Origin of the sequence: Xanthomonas sp. GPE 39, from assembly GCF_000963005.1 — a bacterium.
Lineage (GTDB): Bacteria > Pseudomonadota > Gammaproteobacteria > Xanthomonadales > Xanthomonadaceae > Xanthomonas_A.
On record NZ_JZHZ01000007.1, the window covers coordinates 48,156 to 65,328 of the forward strand.

General features: G+C 61.1%; 9 protein-coding genes and 3 pseudogenes. 6 read left to right on the forward strand and 6 right to left on the reverse strand.

The genetic code is table 11. The features are described 5' to 3' along the window. Positions 1 to 41: 41 nt before the first annotated feature. From XALGPE39_RS00265 to XALGPE39_RS00275, 4 genes and pseudogenes are all read right to left on the reverse strand, one after another. Entirely contained in the window at positions 42 to 1,025 is a 984-nt protein-coding gene (locus tag XALGPE39_RS00265) for an endo-1,4-beta-xylanase (protein WP_045726513.1), read from the reverse strand. 107 nt (positions 1,026 to 1,132) lie between these two features. Next, positions 1,133 to 1,302 (reverse strand): annotated as a pseudogene (locus tag XALGPE39_RS14965) (MFS transporter); the annotation flags it as partial. Between the two features lie 216 nt (positions 1,303 to 1,518). Further along, a pseudogene (locus XALGPE39_RS00270) lies at positions 1,519 to 2,499 on the reverse strand (endo-1,4-beta-xylanase). An 87-nt stretch (positions 2,500 to 2,586) separates the two neighbouring features. Next, entirely contained in the window at positions 2,587 to 3,882 is a 1,296-nt protein-coding gene (locus XALGPE39_RS00275; RefSeq protein ID WP_045726514.1) for an MFS transporter, read from the reverse strand. Positions 3,883 to 4,384: 502 nt separating this feature from the next. Here XALGPE39_RS00275 and XALGPE39_RS00280 point away from each other — a divergent pair. The 4 genes from XALGPE39_RS00280 to XALGPE39_RS00295 all read left to right on the forward strand — a co-directional run bounded on the left by XALGPE39_RS00280 (position 4,385) and on the right by XALGPE39_RS00295 (position 10,198). Further along, positions 4,385 to 7,300 carry a TonB-dependent receptor gene (locus XALGPE39_RS00280; protein ID WP_045726515.1) on the forward strand — a complete coding sequence of 972 codons (2,916 nt, stop codon included), beginning with the start codon at positions 4,385 to 4,387 and terminating at the stop codon, positions 7,298 to 7,300. 80 nt (positions 7,301 to 7,380) lie between these two features. Beyond that, positions 7,381 to 8,862 carry an MFS transporter gene (locus XALGPE39_RS00285; RefSeq protein ID WP_045726516.1) on the forward strand — a complete coding sequence of 494 codons (1,482 nt, stop codon included), beginning with the start codon at positions 7,381 to 7,383 and terminating at the stop codon, positions 8,860 to 8,862. A 27-nt stretch (positions 8,863 to 8,889) separates the two neighbouring features. Further along, positions 8,890 to 9,903 (forward strand): glycoside hydrolase family 43 protein, encoded by a 1,014-nt coding sequence (locus XALGPE39_RS00290; RefSeq protein ID WP_045726517.1) that lies wholly within the window; start codon positions 8,890 to 8,892, stop codon positions 9,901 to 9,903. A gap of 79 nt (positions 9,904 to 9,982) precedes the next feature. Continuing rightward, on the forward strand, positions 9,983 to 10,198 hold the full coding sequence (locus XALGPE39_RS00295) for a DUF465 domain-containing protein (RefSeq protein WP_235429717.1): 216 nt from the start codon (positions 9,983 to 9,985) through the stop codon (positions 10,196 to 10,198). Between the two features lie 156 nt (positions 10,199 to 10,354). Here the strand turns inward: XALGPE39_RS00295 and plsB are convergent, their stop codons facing one another. Together plsB and XALGPE39_RS00305 are read right to left on the reverse strand one after the other, a co-directional pair. Further along, entirely contained in the window at positions 10,355 to 13,000 is a 2,646-nt protein-coding gene (gene plsB, locus XALGPE39_RS00300) for a glycerol-3-phosphate 1-O-acyltransferase PlsB (protein ID WP_152624779.1), read from the reverse strand. Then, a complete protein-coding gene (locus tag XALGPE39_RS00305; protein WP_045726518.1) occupies positions 13,000 to 13,935 on the reverse strand; it encodes a hypothetical protein in 936 nt (311 codons plus the stop codon). The genes plsB and XALGPE39_RS00305 overlap by 1 nt, the downstream gene beginning before the upstream one ends. Before the next feature lie 582 nt (positions 13,936 to 14,517). Here XALGPE39_RS00305 and XALGPE39_RS00310 point away from each other — a divergent pair. Together XALGPE39_RS00310 and XALGPE39_RS00315 are read left to right on the forward strand one after the other, a co-directional pair. After that, complete coding sequence (locus XALGPE39_RS00310; RefSeq protein ID WP_045726519.1) at positions 14,518 to 15,570, forward strand: LacI family DNA-binding transcriptional regulator; 1,053 nt, start codon at positions 14,518 to 14,520, stop codon at positions 15,568 to 15,570. Positions 15,571 to 15,673: 103 nt separating this feature from the next. Next, a pseudogene (locus XALGPE39_RS00315) lies at positions 15,674 to 17,101 on the forward strand (hypothetical protein); the annotation flags it as partial. Positions 17,102 to 17,173: the final 72 nt, after the last annotated feature.

Sequence of the window (17,173 nt, forward strand, 5' to 3'; positions counted from 1 at the left end):
GACCGGGACTGTGCGTAGTAGTCGGTAGGGTAGGCTACCGATTATGGTCTACTTGCTACGAAGCTACGCAACCATTTTAATGCTGGACGTTCGCTGCCGTCTGAATTGACCAAGTTGGCGCCCTGCTGGTCGCGCCACAGGCCGGGACGGAAGCCCCAGAGCGTGACGCCTTTTACGTATTGATTCTCCCAGAACAGTGGAAAGAATTTTTGGTAGCCAGCCAACTGCTCGGCATCGGTTGGACCGTCGATGTCCAGCTCGGTCACGTAGATCGGCAAGCCCGTGGTGGAGCCCAACGTGTTGAGGTTGAAGAAATGTGTCCACCAGGATGCCGATGTGGTCTCGAAGGCATGCTCTTGTAAGCCAATCGCGTCGATCAGATTTTCACGCTGCAGCAATTGGATGGTTCTCAGATACTGATTCGTAGCGTCGTCTGTGGCAGTGATGCCGTAGTCGTTTATCATCAGCTTGGTATTGGGGAAATAATGCCGCGCCATGCGGAATAAATTTATTATCCAATCCACCCCAGTGGTGCCGGTGCCACCCAGAGCCTGCATGTAGTTGCCGCTATCGCTCTTCCGATTATCGGGTTGATTGTGATTGGGTAGTGTTTCGTTGGCGACCTCCAGTAGGTCGATATCCGGGTAACGCTGCGCCACTGCGGCGAACCAATTTTTGATGGCGGCGAGCTGATCGGCCGGTGGCAGTGTCCGAATCCACGTCGGTTGCTGCGAGCCCCACCCCAAAACATGGAACTGGAATGGCATGTTGTTGCGCTTGGCCAGGTTGTAGGCTTCGTCAAGCGCTGTCCAGTCCATTTGTCCTTGCACGGCTTCCACGCTGCCCCACTTGCCGCCGTTTTCTGGGGTGACCTTGTTCCAGTATTTGGCGAAATCCAGTGCCTGCGGCGTGCTATAGGCGCAGCCCAGGAAACGTTTTTTGCCGGCGGCTAACGGTGCGGCGTCAACGCTGGTTGTGGAAGAAACTAGTAAAAATGCGAATAAAAGCGATGCGATGGTTTTCATAACGGCTCTTGTGTGATTGCCTGATGCTGGCATACGAGCATACGCATGGTGTTTGCCATGAACCAGCCAAACCATGCTTGTGACGGGCTAAGCATTTCCTTACATCGTGCAAAAAGGTAGGCAAAACCGGCTAGCAGAAACACCGGCAGATAGCTGCCGGTGCCCTGCAAAAAAATCCAATGCAGTTGGCGATGAACATGCCGCTGACCGCGCTGGCAAAACTGCCAATGCCGACCAGACTGGCCACCGCGTGGCACGGAAACATCGTCGATGTGAGACGGTCAGCCAGATCGCGCCGAGCACGTCAGTGAATAGGAAGGCCCACTGCCAGCTCCATGCGCTGACAATGAGCGGCACCGGCGATGGCGCCGATGCGCGTGGTTCAAATGCAGGGGTCTGCACTGCCTTGCCGATGCTGTTCTACGATGCAGAAAGAGCGTGGGGGAGGGCATGGTCGAGACAGTGTTTGGTGGTCGTAAGAGCGCAATGCCAGTTATGGTTTGCTCGCGACGTAACTGCGCAACCAGGTTAATGCAGGACGTTCGCTGCCGTCTTTATTGATCAAATAGGCACCTTGCTGGTCGCGCCACAGGCCGGGACGGAAGCCCCAGAGCGTGACACCCTTTACGCCAGGATATTCCCAGAACAGAGGAAAGATACGCTGGTAGTCGGCCAACTGCTGGGCATCGGTCGGACCGTCGATGTCAAGCTCGGTGATGTAGATGGGCAAGCCCGTGGCAGCCAATGCATCGAGGTTGGCACTATGCACGGACAAAGGTGCCGATGCGGTCTCGAAGGCATGTTCCTGTAGGCCAATCCCATCGATTAGATTTTCGTTCTGCAACAAATGGATGATTTTCAGATATTGATTTGTGGCGCTGCTGCTGGCGGTGATGCCGTAGTCGTTGATGATCAGCTTGGTATGGGGGAAATATTGTCGTGCCAGCCGAAATGCCTCCAGTACCCAATCCCATCCAGTTGAGCCGGCACCACCCAGCGCTTTGATGTAGTTGCCGCTATCGCTTTTCCGATTGTCGGGTTGATTGTGATTGGGCAGCGTTTCGTTGGCGACTTCCAGCAAGTCGATATCGGGGTAACGCTGCGCCACTGCGGCGAACCAATTTTTGATCGCGGCAAGCTGATCGGCTGGTGCCAGTGTCCGAATCCACGTCGGTTGCTGGGCGCCTCAGATCAGCACATGGAACTGGAATTTCATGTTGTTGCTCTTGGCCAGATTGTAGGCTTCGTCAAGCGCAGTCCAGTCCATTTTTCCTTGCACCGCTTCCACGCTGCCCCACTTGCCGGCGTTTTCTGGTGTGACTTTGTTCCAGTACTTGGTGAAATCCTTCGCTTGCGATGGACCATAGGCGGAGCCCAGGAAACGCTGTTTGCCCGCTGCTAGCGGCGCAGCATCGACGCTGGCAGTGCAAGAGATCAGTGATAATGCGAACAAAAGTGATGTAATGATTTTCATAACGGTTCTTGTCCGATTGAGTGATGCAGGCATAAGAACATGCCCACGATGCTAGCCATGTTCTAGCCAAGCCAGGGTTGTGGCGGGCTAGCCATGTCCTTCCAGCCGCGCTGGCTGCAATCTCGGCGTCAGCAGATGCACCATGCCGAGTGCAAACAGGTAGGCCGAACCGGCCAGCAGAAACACCGGCAGATAGCTGCCGGTGGCCTGCAGTAAAAATCCAATGAAGTTGGCGATCAACATGCCGCCGACCGCGCCGGCAAAACCACCGATGCCGACCAGACTGGCCACCGCGTGGCGCGGGAACATGTCCGATGTCAGTGTGAACAGGTTCGCCGCCCAGCCTTGGTGCGCGGCCGTCGCCAGGCCGATCAGCGCCACCGCCAGCCACATCTGATCGGCGCGTGCGGCGAACACGATTGGCACCACGGCCAAGGCACAGACCAGCATCGCACCCTTGCGCGCGCGGTTGACGCTCCAGCCGCGCGCGAGCAAACGCCCGGCCAGCCAGCCGCCGGCGATGCTGCCGACGTCGGCGAGCAGGAAGATCACGATCAATGGTGCACCCAGTTGTAGTAATCCCAGCCCGTATTTGTCGTGCAAGAACTTGGGCAGCCAGAACAGAAAGAACCACCAGACCGGATCGGTCAGGAACTTCGCCACCACGAACGCCCACGCCTGGCGATGCCGCAGCAACTGTGCCCAGGACAATTGCCGGATTGGTTCCGGCGGATCGCTGCGGATATGTGCCAGTTCCGCCGCGCTCAGGCGTGGGTGGTGTTCTGGCGGGCGGTAGCTCAACCACCACAGGGTCAACCAGATCGCGCCGAGCACACCAGTGAATAGGAAGGCCCACTGCCAGCCCCAGGCGTTGGCGATGAACGGCACCGACAATGGCGCGACGATGGCGCCGATGTTGGAGCCGGAATTGAAGATGCCAGTCGCCAGCGCCCGCTCACGGCGCGGAAACCATTCGGCGACGGTCTTGATTGCCGCAGGGAAATTGCCCGACTCACCCAGGCCAAGGAAGAAGCGTGCCACCGCGAAACCGATCACCCCACTGGCCAAGGCATGGCCCATCGACGCCAGACTCCACACCCCGATTGCCAGTGCGTAACCGACCCGGGTGCCGAAGCGGTCGATGATCGCGCCGCTGCACAACAAGCCCAGCGCATAGGCGGCTTGAAACGCGGTGACGATATAGCCGTATTGGATCTCGTTCCAGCCGATATGCTCTTGCAGAAATGGCGCCAGCACACCCAGCACCTGGCGATCGACATAGTTGATGGTGGTGGCGGCCAGCAGCAGCGCACAGATGCGCCAGCGCAGGCGTCCCAGGGACGCGATAGCCGTCGTGGTCTGTGCACGTCCAAGCGGCGTCATGCGAGCAATCTCCGGTCCATCCCGGTTTTGTTGCGTTGCACTCGGTACCGCAACAGCACAGTGTGTGTATCGGATGCGCGGGAAAAGCACATCGCGCAGCCAGGAGGATGTCCGGGTCGTTGCATGCGTTCGGCTCCTTCAGGGGATGACGTATGCAACCCTGATAGCGCTATCAATAACATGTTCTTTGCGTCGGTTCTATCGTGCACAGCAGCACGGCGCAATGCACGATGCCAAGGCGAGGAACAGCCGCACGCATAGATGCTGCATCCCGATATGCCTGGCATGCAACGACATGAATTAGCCATGCGCAGGTCATGGTGCCATGCAGCGTGACAGCGTCGCTGATAGCGCTACCATCCGTCGCCATGGCCAGTGGATGGCGTAAGCGTTCGCTGCGGTTTTTCCATGAATCAAGTGATTTGGTCGGCGATTATTCGTTGGTCAAGTGTCGTGCCGCAAAAAGCGGGATGCGGGATATCTGCTTCGGGAGAGGATTACGGTGAACAACGGTTATGCGCGCACCACGTTGGCATATGCACTGGCCCTGGCGTTATCCGGGATGAGCGTGGAAACAGTTCGAGCGCAGGAGGCTAAACCGTCTGCAGATACGCCTGCCGCCAGCGGCGAGACGGTGAAGCAATTGGATGCCGTGAACGTTTCCGGTTATCGCCACAGCATTCAGTTCTCGACCGACGCCAAACGCGATGCGGTGACATTCAGCGATACCGTCTTCGCCGAAGACATCGGCAAGTTCCCGGACATGAACATCGCCGAGTCGCTCAATCGTATTCCAGGCGTGCAGCTAGCCCGTGACGTGAATGGCGAAGGTCTGAATATCGCTATTCGCGGTCTCGGCACCAGCTTCACCAAGACCACTTTGAATGGTGCCAATATCGCCACCGCCTCGATTGGTCTCAATGCGCAGAATCAAAATCGCGAGGTGGATCTCAACCTGTTTCCGACCGAGTTCTTCACCCAGTTGACGGTGAACAAGACGCCGACCGCGAGCATGCTCGAAGGCGGCGTGTCCGGTGTGGTCGACATGCGTAGCGCGCGTCCGTTCGATCACCCGGGCACACATGTGACCTACCAATTGCAGGGCGACTGGAACAGCACCAGCAAAAAGACCACACCGCGTGGGGCATTGATGGGCAGTTGGACCAATCAGGACGGTACGTTCGGCGCGTTGTTCGGTGTGTCCTCGGTGCGTAGCAAGATCGGAGTGGACGGGTTCGAGAGCATCGGCTGGACCAATCCCGGGCTGACCTACGCACAGTGTGGCCTGACCCCGCCGGCTGGCGTCCCGTCGACCAACCAGCCGGTGGCGTGTAATGCCAACGGTGGCGGTAACTGGCGTATTCCCGACACCGTGCCGGCCACCGCTGGTGCCGGCCTGACTCCCGGCCAGAGCATCGACGCGGCGTGGTTGCTGGCGCATAACCCCGGCCTGAGTACCGCGCAGATCACCGAAGCGCTGATTCCGCGCCTGGGCCGGCGCGTGCAGATGCAGGGCGATCGTGATCGCGATGCCTCTGTCATGTCGCTGGAATGGCGACCCAGTGACAGCGCGCATTTCTATCTGGACAGCCTGTTCTCCAAAGCCAGACGCACCACCGAGCGGACCAGCATGAACCTGATCGGGCGTAACGGAAACATGATTCCGTTGAACATGCAGCTCGATCCCAATAACGTGGTTACTGCGGCGACCTTCGCCAATGCGCAGTATTTTCTTGAAGCGCGTCCGTATCGCGAGCAGGTCAAGTTCTGGAGCGTGAATCCGGGTGCCGAGTTGTTGTTTGGCCAGTCACAGGACATCAAGCTCAACGTACAAGCCAACGCCACGCGTAGCTGGATGTCGCGCGAATCGCCGAGCGTGCTGGTGACGTCGCCGTTTACCACCGTGGACTATCGCAACGCCGGCGGGGACATGCCGTCGATTTCCAGTCCGCTGGATCTGGATAATCCAAACCTAGGCTGGAATTGGACTGGCGGTCGGCTCAATATCGCCAACGAAAAGCGTGACACCGAAACCCGTGGCGCGCACGCCGATCTGCAATTTGGCGAAGACCGGCGCAATATCAAGGTCGGTGTGGCCTACGATCAGGCCGAGCGGCATATCCGTGGCTTCGACAACAGTGCCGCGTGGGAAACGCTAGTGTGCCGTGCCGGTGGCAATACCTGCACCGGTGGCCCTGGTTCGTTGATTCCGCAGGCGGCCCTGGCCTCGTATTTGAAGCCAGGCCCTGGCGGTTTCATTACCGTGGACTTCAACCGCTTCCTGCGCGATAGCGGCTACTACGCGTTGCGCGATGCCGCGCCGGAAACCAATGCGGCCAATACCGGTGCTGCGACCGGTGGCATCCTGGAGAAGAACTGGGGTTTCTACGTGGAAACCAATGCCGAAACCGATGTATGGAACCGCACGCTACGTTTCAATGCCGGTGTGCGCTATGTCACCACCGACCAGACCATCAGCGGCCCGGTCACGATTGGTGGCGTGCGCCGCTACCAAATGCTGAATTCGGACTACAGCGAGTTGCTCCCCTCGTTCAACCTGGCCTGGGACATCGCCAAGGATGTGGTGGTGCGTCTATCCGCTTCGCGCACGCTGACCCGGCCCGACCCCAGTGCGATGCTGCCCAACACCAACTTCAGCGACCCGTCGGCGCAGACCGCGACCCAGGGCAATTCCAAGCTAGCGCCATATCGATCCACCAACCTGGACATTGGTGGTGAGTGGTACACCGGTGGCGAAGGATTCGTTGGTCTGACTCTATTTGGCAAACGGATCGATGGCTTCACCGTCAATGGGGTGCGCCGCATTCCCTTCCTGGACCTGGGCGTGGATTACACGACGTTGAGCGCGACCCAGCAAGCTGCGATCCAACAGCGTGGCGGCCCCAATGCGGCCACGGTGGACGTGCAGACCCAGGTCAACGCCGATGGCGTACTCGACATCCGTGGCTTGGAGGCAATCTGGGTGCAACCCCTGGACCGCGTACTGGACGGGCTCGGTTTCAGCCTCAATTACACTCACGTCGGGCAGCAGTCCAGCGGCGGTGGTGTGCCGGCGGTTGCGGTGGGTGTGGCGCCGAACCTGTGGAATGGCACCGTGTATTGGGAGAAGAACAACACCTCGGTGCGTCTGTCCTATGCCTGGAATGACGACATGATCATCTCCGGAGCCAATCAGAATGGCATTCCCGACGCGCGGCTGATGGCAGATGCGCGCGGACAACTGGATTTGTCGGCCAGCTATACGTTGGCGCACTTGCCCTCGGCGCCGCAGATCACCCTCAACATCACCAATCTCACCAACGCACCCTTGCGTACCACCTTCCAATATCCCAACGCGACCTACGATCTGTACAAGCCTGGACGCACCATCATGCTGGGCATTCGCGGTACGTTCTGAGCCGCATGACCAGGTGCGATCTTCCAGCACAATAGCGGCTCTGCTGCGCGACATTCCCTCCCCTCTTCCGATCGTTGGTTATGACTCCCACGCATTCCCTCTCGCTTGGCGAAAAGATCGGCTACAGCCTGGGTGACTTGGCGGCGAATCTGATTTTCCAGACGCTGGTGAGTTTCTTGGCGTTCTTCTATACCGACGTCTACCGGATCCCGGCTGGCGTTGCCGCCACGTTGATCTTCGTGGTCGGCCTGCTTGGCGCGTTCGTGTTCACGCCCCTGGTGGGCGTGCTGGCCGATCGCACGCGCTCGCGCTGGGGCAAGTTCCGGCCGTGGATCCTGTGGACGGCACTGCCTTTCGGCGGGTTTTCGTTGCTGGCCTTCAGCACGCCGGCGCTGAGCGAGCATGGCAAGATCGTCTATGCGTTCGTCACCTACGCCTTGCTGATGCTGATCTATGTCGCCAACAATCTGCCGTATTCGGCGCTCAGTGGAGTGCTCACCGGCAGCATGGAGCAACGCAACAGTCTCTCGGCTTATCGCTTCTTCGCGGTGACGCTGGCGCAGTTCGTCATCCAGGTGCTGTTGCTGCCGTTGGTACTGATGCTTGGCGATGGCGACAAGGCGCGCGGCTTCCAGACCGCCATGGGCCTGTTTGCCGGCGTCGGCACGCTATGTTTTCTGATCGCCTTCGCCACCACCCGCGAGCGTGTGCTGCCGATCGCCGCGCAACCATCGAGTGTGCGCCAAGACCTGGGCGATCTGGTGCGCAATACGCCGTGGTTGGTGATGCTGGCGGTGACCATCCTGGTGTTCGTCAACCTGGCGCTGAAGGGCGGCATGTATGTGTACTACTTCAAGGATTATCTGGATGCGCAGGCACTGGCCGGGTTTCTCGATCGCAGCGGGTTCAATACGTTGATCGCGATGCTCAACCGGCTGCTGGCCAGTACCGGATTGGGCGTGCTGCATTGGCCCCAGGATGCGCCAACCTCGGCTTTCAGCATGTTCAGCGCGGGCGGCATCCTGGCGATGATTATCGGCATCACCTTCTCCAAGCGTCTGGCCGACCGCTACGGCAAGCGCAATGCGTTCGGTGCTGCGCTGCTGGCGTCTACGTTGTTCCTGCTCGCATTCTCGATGTATTCACCGCAGGCCATCGGCCTGGTGTTCGGCTCCTATGTGCTGCACGGGTTCTTCTACGGCATGACCATTCCGTTGCTGTGGGCGATGATTGCCGATGTCGCCGATTACTCGGAATGGAAGAACCATCGGCGCGCTACCGCCATCGTGTTCTCGGCGATGCTGTGCGGGCTCAAGGTTGGCTTGAGCATCGGCGGGGCGCTGGTCGCCGGCCTGCTCGCTTTCTATGGCTACGACGCGGCGGCACCGCAGCAGAGCGCGGCGGTGAGCAATGGGATTCGTTTGACCATCAGCGTGTACAGCGCGATTCCGTTCCTGCTCGGTGTGCTGCTGTTGCGCTGTTACGCGATTGATAAACCAATGGAATCGCGCATCGAGCGGGAGCTGGATGCGCGCCGCTTGCACGTTGCTTCCACCCACTGACGATTTCTTCCCGCTCACAGGCCCTCCATGTCCGTCGATTCTTCCGAAGATCTGCAGGCGCTGGCTTGCAAGGCTATCTCGCCGCCGCTGGTGACCCACATGTACACCGCCGATCCATCGGCGCATGTCTTCGAGGACGCCGTGTACATCTATGCCTCGCACGATATCGAGACCGGCGTGGCGTTCAACGACAACGGCGATCATTTCGGCATGCAGGATTACCATGTGTTCCGCATGCAGACGCCGGATGGTCCGGCTGTCGATTGCGGGTTGGCCCTGCATTTGCGTGATATTCCCTGGGCCGAACGTCAATTATGGGCGCCGGATGCGGCTTATCGCGACGGTCGCTATTACCTGTATTTTCCAGCCAAGCGTGCCGATGGCCTGTTTCAGATCGGCGTGGCGGTCGGTGAGCGTCCGCACGGCCCGTTCCTCGCGCAGCCGCAGCCGATCGAGGGCGCCTACTCGATCGATCCGGCGGTATTCGCCGACCGCGACGGCAGCCACTACCTGTACTTTGGCGGACTGTGGGGCGGACAACTGGAATGCTATCGCGACAACGTCTACGCGGCCGACAACGGTGAGCCCGCCGACGATGCGCCGGCGTTGGGACCACGGGTGGCGCGATTGCGCACGGATATGCTGGGCCTGGCCGAGCCGCCGCGCGAGATCGCCATTGTCGATGCCGATGGCCGCCCGTTGCTTGCCGGCGACCACGCACGCCGCTATTTCGAAGCACCATGGCTGCACGTCCATGCAGGCCGCTACTACTTGTCCTACTCGACCGGCGACACGCATCTGCTGTGTTATGCGATCGGCGATTCGCCCTATGGCCCGTTCACCTACCAGGGGCCGTTGTTGAGCCCGGTGGTGGGATGGACCACGCATCATTCGATCTGCGCGTTCCAGGACCGCTGGTATCTGTTCTACCACGATGCCTTGCTGTCCGGCGGGGTCACCCATTTGCGCTCGATCAAGGTCACCGCACTGCATCACGACGCGCAAGGTCGTATCGTGCAGGTGCATCCATACGGCGATTGAGTATCTCTGTGGCGTTCACCGCTGCCGGAAGTCGCCATCGCGTTGCCGCGCCCGGTGACGGCGGCCCTGCCGCCTGTGTATGCTCAAGCGCGTGGACACCCTGACGCCTGCCGAGATTTCCCTACGCATCGACGCACTGCGTCGCGAGCACCGCGCGCTCGACGAAGCATTGCAGCGTCTGCCGGCCAATGGCGAGGACGAATTGGAAGCCAAGCGGCTGAAGAAGCGCAAGCTGCAGTTGAAAGACTGCATTCTCCGCCTGGAGCAACTGTTGATCCCAGACGAGCCGGCCTGAGCGCGGCCACGGTTTCCGTGCGGCCAGTGAGATCGCGTCTGTGCGCCTTCAGCTCGGTCCCGCGTGTCAGGCGCGTCGCCACGCGCCTGATATTGCCGTATCGCGACGTTCGCTGCGGCGGTTGCTTACTCTTGTGGCACCAGCACATCCTCAGCTTTAGATTGCCTCGGGGCTGATCCGCTCGATGGTGTGTCGTAGTTCGCGGCCGAGGATGAACTTAGCGTCTTTTGCCCATACATCCAAATGCTCATCGAACAGCAATTTGCTGTTGTCGTCCGGCCACACCAGTTTCAGTTCGCGCAGTTTCTGGATGAAGCCGCGGAACAGCGCCTTGTCGAAGAATTCCGGCGCAGCCGGTGCGTATAGCAGGCTCAGGCGCTGCGCGGCTTGCTGACACAGGCTTTCCAGTTCGCCGGCACCGAGCTTGCCGGGGCCGTTCTTTACCAGTACCGAGATGGCGATGTAGTAGCGCTCGAACGCTTGCTGCAACGAATGGCCGATTGCGCGCAGGCGGAAGACTTCGTCGGTCTGGCCAGTATTGCGAGCCAGTACGACGCTGCCGTCGTCCTCGTCGATCTGCTGCAACAATCCCTCGCGCACGAAGACCTCAATCGTGCGTCCGATGCGCTCGGCGAACTGGTCCTCGCTCCATGGCAGGAACAATTCGCTTTGCAGGAACGGATACACCGTGCGGCCCAGCCGCAGCAGGCCGGCGCGGCTCATGCGGCGGTTGTTCTGGAAGCAGCACGCCACCCACGAGGAGGCGGTGAACAGGTGCAGCACATTGTTGCGGAAGTAGCTCAGCAGCACCGCGTTATCACCGTTGACGCTGAGGACATCGCCCAGCGGATGCGGGATCCGGGTGAGGACGTTGATGTCTTCGGCGTGGGCGATGATCCGCTCGGGCGAGTGCGGGGTTACCGTGACTCGATCCGAATACGGTAGTTCGGCTAGTAGTTTTTTGCACAGTTCGATCTGCGCGATCAGGTCGGCCTCGCCCATCGCATGCTTGGGCGTGGACAGCAGCGCCAGCGCCAGCAGGTTGATCGGGTTGACGTCGGCGGCAGCGTTGACGTGAACCTGGATCTGCTGCGCCAACGCATCGACGGTACTGCTCAACCAAGCGGGTTTTTCGTCTTCGCTCAGTGGCTGGCCGTCCCATTCCGGTGCGCGCTGCGCCAGCACCTGACTCAACGCGATTGGTTCGCCGAAGTTCACCACGACCTGGCCGAAGTTCTGCTTGAGCACTTTGGGGATGCCCCATAGCAGGGTCCAGATCGATTCCTTTTCCTTCTGCCGGCCGCTGAGTTCGTCCAGATAGCTGCTGCCCTCCATCAGCTTTTCGTAGCCGATGTAGACAGGCTGGAACAGCACCGGCTTGCGCGGCTGGCGCAAGAACGCGCGCAACGTCATCGCGATCATGCCGCCTTTGGGTTGCAGCAGTCGGCCGGTGCGCGAGCGTCCGCCTTCGACGAAGTACTCGATCGAATAACCGCCTGCCACCAGTTGCGCCACGTATTCGCTGAGTACTGCCGAATACAGCGCGTTACCCTTGATCGAGCGGCGGATGAAGAATGCGCCGCACTTGCGCAGCAACGTACCGACCACCGGCAGATTGAGATTGATGCCGGCGACGATATGCGGCGGCACGATCCCGCGCTCGTACAACACATAGGACAGCAGCAGGTAATCCATGTGGCTGCGATGGCTGGGGACGTAGATCACTTCGTGCCCGGGCGCGGCGTCCTTGAGTTTGTCCAGGTGATGCACCAGCACGCCGGCATAGATCCGGTTCCACACGTGGGTGAGCAGGACGCCGCCCGAGCGCACCACCGGGCTGGAGTAATCGGCGGCGATCTCCCAGGCGTAGGCGTGCGCCTTGCGCCAGGCGTCCACGATCTTGCTGTTGTCGCGCTTGGCCTGCACCGCGATGGCCTCGCGCACTGGATCGACCGCCAGCACCTGATCTACCAGCAGGCGTCGGGTCGACAGGTCCGGCCCGATCACCGTTTCGCGGATGCGGCGGAAATGGGTACGCAGCACCCGTTGTAGCTTGCGCACGGTGCGCTCGGGCGGCAGGCCTTCCTGTAGCGTCTGTCGTATCGAGACCGGTGTGGCGAAGCGCACGATGGTGCTGCGACCGTTGAGCAGCACGCCGAGCAGACGGCGGAAGCTGCCCACCAGCGCCCAGTTTTCGGAGAACAGCACCGCGAACCAACCGCTCTGTTTGTCCGGGGCGCGGCCAACGAAGATCGACACCGGCACCAGATGGATATCCAGGTCTGCGCGCACACGATGCGCGTGCAGGAGTTTGGCTAGCGAATCGGAGTGGGTCTTGGCACCGCGTTGCTCCGGGATCAACGCGTGGTTGCTGCTGCGCCGGGACAGCGCCAGGTAGGCGCGTTTGCGGCCCAGTGGATCGCCCGGCAGCGGTACCAGCGGCGAGGGCAAGCCGGATTCCCGACAGGCCTTGTCCAGGATCAGCGCGTTGGACAGGCCGTAGTCCTCCAAGACGTAGACCACGAGGCGGCCATCGTCGTATTGGCTGGGTTCGTCCGGTTCGATCTTCAGGCCCAGCCAGGGATCGGCCAGACGGCCGAGCAGGCGCGCCCACAGCGGTCGTTTGGCTTGCCGCGCGAGGTTGTGTGGCATGGGCGGAGCCGCCGGGGTGGGTACCGAAATTGGGGGTTCGCCCGCATTGGACGTCCCAGTCTGGGCAGGCGCATGCGCCGGGATGGACGCGCCTGCGGCGGCGCCGTCCTCGGGAAAGGGGAGAGGATTTTGTTCTGGCATCGGCACCATTATCGCTTAGCTGGTGTCCTGGGATGCGGGAGCGCGGTTGTGGCCGCTTGGGAGTCTGCTGTGGTGCCCAGCAGCGTCTGCACGTCGTCGAGGATGCTGCGCAGGTACCAGTGCCCTTCACGGTTCACTAGCACGGCGGTGGTGTCGATCTGTTCGCCGTCCAGCGGATACTGGATCCGCACCACGGCCAGGTCGCCCTTCTGACTGACCAGGCCGGTGCGTAGCGCGCCGGCAGTGGCGCCCAGGTCCAGTCCGTAGTCGGCGAGCACCGCTTTGAGGTCGGCCAGGAATGGCCCAAGCCGGCGCAGGCTCTCGTCCATGCCCAGGGCGCGCAAATCGGCATCGCTGCGTATCCCGGTGCGGCGCGCAGCCGCGCACAGTTGGGCGATTGCCGCATGTGCGCGTTTGCGTTCGGACAGCGGTGCCTGTGCGGCCCAGGCGCTCAGCGCCTGTACCAACTGGATGTAATGATCGCGCTGCTCGGGGGTGTAATCATTTTCGTTGCGCAGATATTGCACGCCGAACAGGCCCAGCGAATGCGCGGCCTGCCTCAGGCTCACCGCCTGGCCGCCGAACTGGGTGTCGAAGGCGTGCTGCAACTGCTGCTCGGCGTCCGGTGCGGCTAGCGTGGCGAGCACTTCGGGTAGGCGTTTGGCCAGTGGCAACTCGGTCAGTGGCCATCGGCTGCGGTCCTTGCTCCAGGCCTGCTGTAGACCCCGGTACTGGGCCCGGGGTACGGCGTTAGTGGCATAGCCGACGAGGTCGTTGCGTTGCAACGCATGCGCCAGCATGCGCACCGCGGTAGATGGTTCGGCACTGGCGCCGGGTAGTTCGGTAGGCGTGGGTTTGCACCCGGCAACGAAGAGCACAAGTGCCGCCAGCAGCAGCGAGGACAAGGCGCGTGAGGGGAAGCCCCGGGTCGGGTAGGACGACATTAGCGACGGGCTCGTTCCCCAAAACGTCCTGCATCTTGCTGGGCGCGGACGATTCCGGCAAGCGGTCCGTCCGTGTCGGTTGTCGCGGTTCAGAACCACGATATTCCATATTCACGGTTGTCAAGGTGAGGCGATAGTGATGGCGGCGCATCGATGGACACGTGGTTAATTTCACGGTGTTGCAATGCATCATGTCACCGATTGCAGTTGCTGTTACCGTCCACCCACCTCGATTCAGGCGCGGGTTGGCATGGGAGGCCTGGTGCGCTATTGGTCTGACATCGTCCGGGTGTTCGGTGACGTTCGCGCTTGCTGCGGAGGCTGCTGGCGGTTCGCTGTCCTGTGTCGATGTGCCAGGCCCTGGCATGTCCAGGTACAAGCGGTTGCGGCGCCAATCGACGGCGCTGTCAGCTCCTGTGTCGGGTCGGAACACTGCGCTCAGGGTGACGTCGACAGCATGATGCCCATGGTCGAGCGCCCAGATAGACCGACCACGCAGGCACGCATGGACATGTGCCGGATCGCCGATGCCGCAGCTGGTCCCTGGTTGTGCAGACCGTGCGGTTTGCTGGGGGCACGCGGGTGAATCCTCGTTTCCCATCCGCTCCGCAGCAGCGCGCCAACATCACCATCAAGGATGTGGCGCGTCTTGCCAATGTTTCGGTGGCGACGGTCTCGCGCACCATGAATGGTCATCAGCATGTGGCCGAGCCGGTGCGCGCGCGCGTGCTGGAGGCCGCGCGCAGCCTGCACTACGTGCCGCATCATGCCGCGCGCAGTCTCAGCAGCCGCCGTACCCACACCATCGGCGTGGTGCTGCCGGACCTGCACGGTGAGTTCTTCTCCGAGTTGATCCGTGGCATCGATATGGTGGCGCGCACACGTGGCCTGCATCTGTTGGTGTCCAGCTATCGTGGCGCGCAGGAGGAACAGCGGCGCGCGGTGCAGCGCATGCCTGGGCGCGTGGACGGGCTGTTGATCATGGCGCCGTACCTGGCCGGTGCTGCCAATGACCCTGACGAGATATCCCTCGGCGGCTTACCGGCGGTGTTGATGAACTCCGCCGAGCGGCTGGGCGATGCGCCGGCGCTCAACATCGATAACTATGGTGGTGCGCGGGTGATGACGCGTCACCTGCTGGACGTTGGTCACCGCCGCATCGCCTTCATCACCGGGCCGCAGGACAACTTCGACGCGCGCGAGCGCTTGCGCGGTTACCGCGACGAATTGCAGGCGCGTTGTCCACAAGTGTCGCCGCAGGTGGTGCAGGGTGCGTTCGACGAGGCATCCGGTTATCGGGCCGGTGAAGCGCTACTGCAGGGTCAGCGTCCGGATGTGGTGTTCGCGGCCAACGACATGATGGCGTTGGGTTGCCTGTTTGCCTTCACCCACGCTGGCGTGCGTGTTCCCGAAGATATCGCGCTGGCCGGTTTCGACGATGTGCCGATGGCGCGCTATGTGAATCCGGCATTGACCACCATGCGCGTGGACATCGTCGGCTTCGGCGCGCGCGCGATGCAGTTGCTGCTCGCTGCGCTGGAGCCGCATGCGCTGCCCGCGTCCGCCGTCGCCGCTGGTGCGATCGCTCCGCAACTCATCGTGCGGGCATCCAGTGTGCTAAGGGAGGAAGGATGATGCACTGACATGGGCGTCACGCGGTATCGCTACCTTAGCAATTTCAACTATTACAAAAACCACACGACCCGATCCCGTTTGCCGCCCTTGGAGGGCTTTCATCATGAGCAAAACGCGTTCTGCTTCCAATCTGCCCGCACGCAGCATTCTGTGCTGCGCACTGGCGACTTGCCTGTTCGTCGCGTTGCCGGCGCTGGCGCAATCCAGCAGTGCGACACTGCGTGGTCAGGTTGCTGCGGCTCAGGCCGGTAGCGAAGTCACCGTCACCAACATCGCCACCGGCGCGGTGCGCCGCGCACCGGTCGCGGCCAACGGCAACTACACCGTGGTCGGCCTGCCACCAGGCAACTACAAGGTCGAGGCCAATGGCATCAGTCGCACGGTGACTTTGCAGGTGGCATCCTCTTCCACCGTGGACCTGGACGCCAACACCCAGGCCAGCGGTGGCGGTAACGCCAAGACCCTGGACACTGTCAACGTCAGCGCGCCGATGCTCAAGGACGTCAAGACCTCGGAAGTGGGCAACGTGGTGTCGCTGCATCAAATCGAGCAATTGCCGCAGGCCACGCGCAACTTCCTCGAGTTCGCCGACACGGTGCCTGGCATGGTGTTCCAGGTAGATGGCAACGGCAACACCAAGCTGCGTGGCGGTGCGTCCAATGCAAGCGCGGGCAACTTGTACATCGACGGTGTCGGCCAGAAGAGCTACGTCAAGGGCGGCGGTATCGCCGGCCAGAGCGATACCCAGGGCAATCCGTTCCCGCAGTTGGCGATTGGTGAGTACAAGGTCATCACCTCCAACTACAAGGCCGAGTACGGCCAGATCAGCGGCGCGGCGGTCACCGCGGCGACCAAGTCCGGCACCAACGAATTCCACGGCGAGACGTTCTACCGTTACACCGATCAGGATCTGCGCGACAAGCGTCCTGACGAGCAACAAAACGGCAAGATTGCTTCGCAGACCAAGGAATATGGTTTCGCGCTGGGCGGTCCGATCCTCCAGGATCGCATGCACTTCTTCGTGGCCTACGAAGGCAAGGAAAACGTGGTGCCCAAGAGCGTACAGGCCGATGCCAACGCACAGCCGTATATCGGCTTGCTGCCATCGACGATTTCCAGCCAGTACGGCGCGGCCAACATGCCGTTTTCCGAGGATCTGTACTTCGGCAAGATCGATTTCGAACCGACCGACCGCGACCGGATCGAACTCAGCGGCCAGTACCGCGATGAAACCCAGGTCGGCAACGTCGGCGGCACCAGCGCGCCGGATCACGGCACCAACAAGATCAACAAGGACAAGCGCGGCAATCTGCGTTGGCAGCACAGCGCGGACAACTGGTTCAACGAGTTGATCGTCGGTACCGAAAACTCGCAGAACAACCCCAATCCCAAGAGTATCGGTAACGGGATCGTCTACAAGTACCTCAACTACAACGATCCCAATATCGGTGAATACACGTTCCTGGAAACCGGCTCGGCCGGTGGTCTGAACGTGCAACGCAAGAGCCAGAAAGGTTGGTTCCTGCAGAACGTGATACGCCCAGGGTTCCCTAGACATCTCAAGGCCATGGAAAATGGCTAATTCGGAGGTGTCCATGAGCAG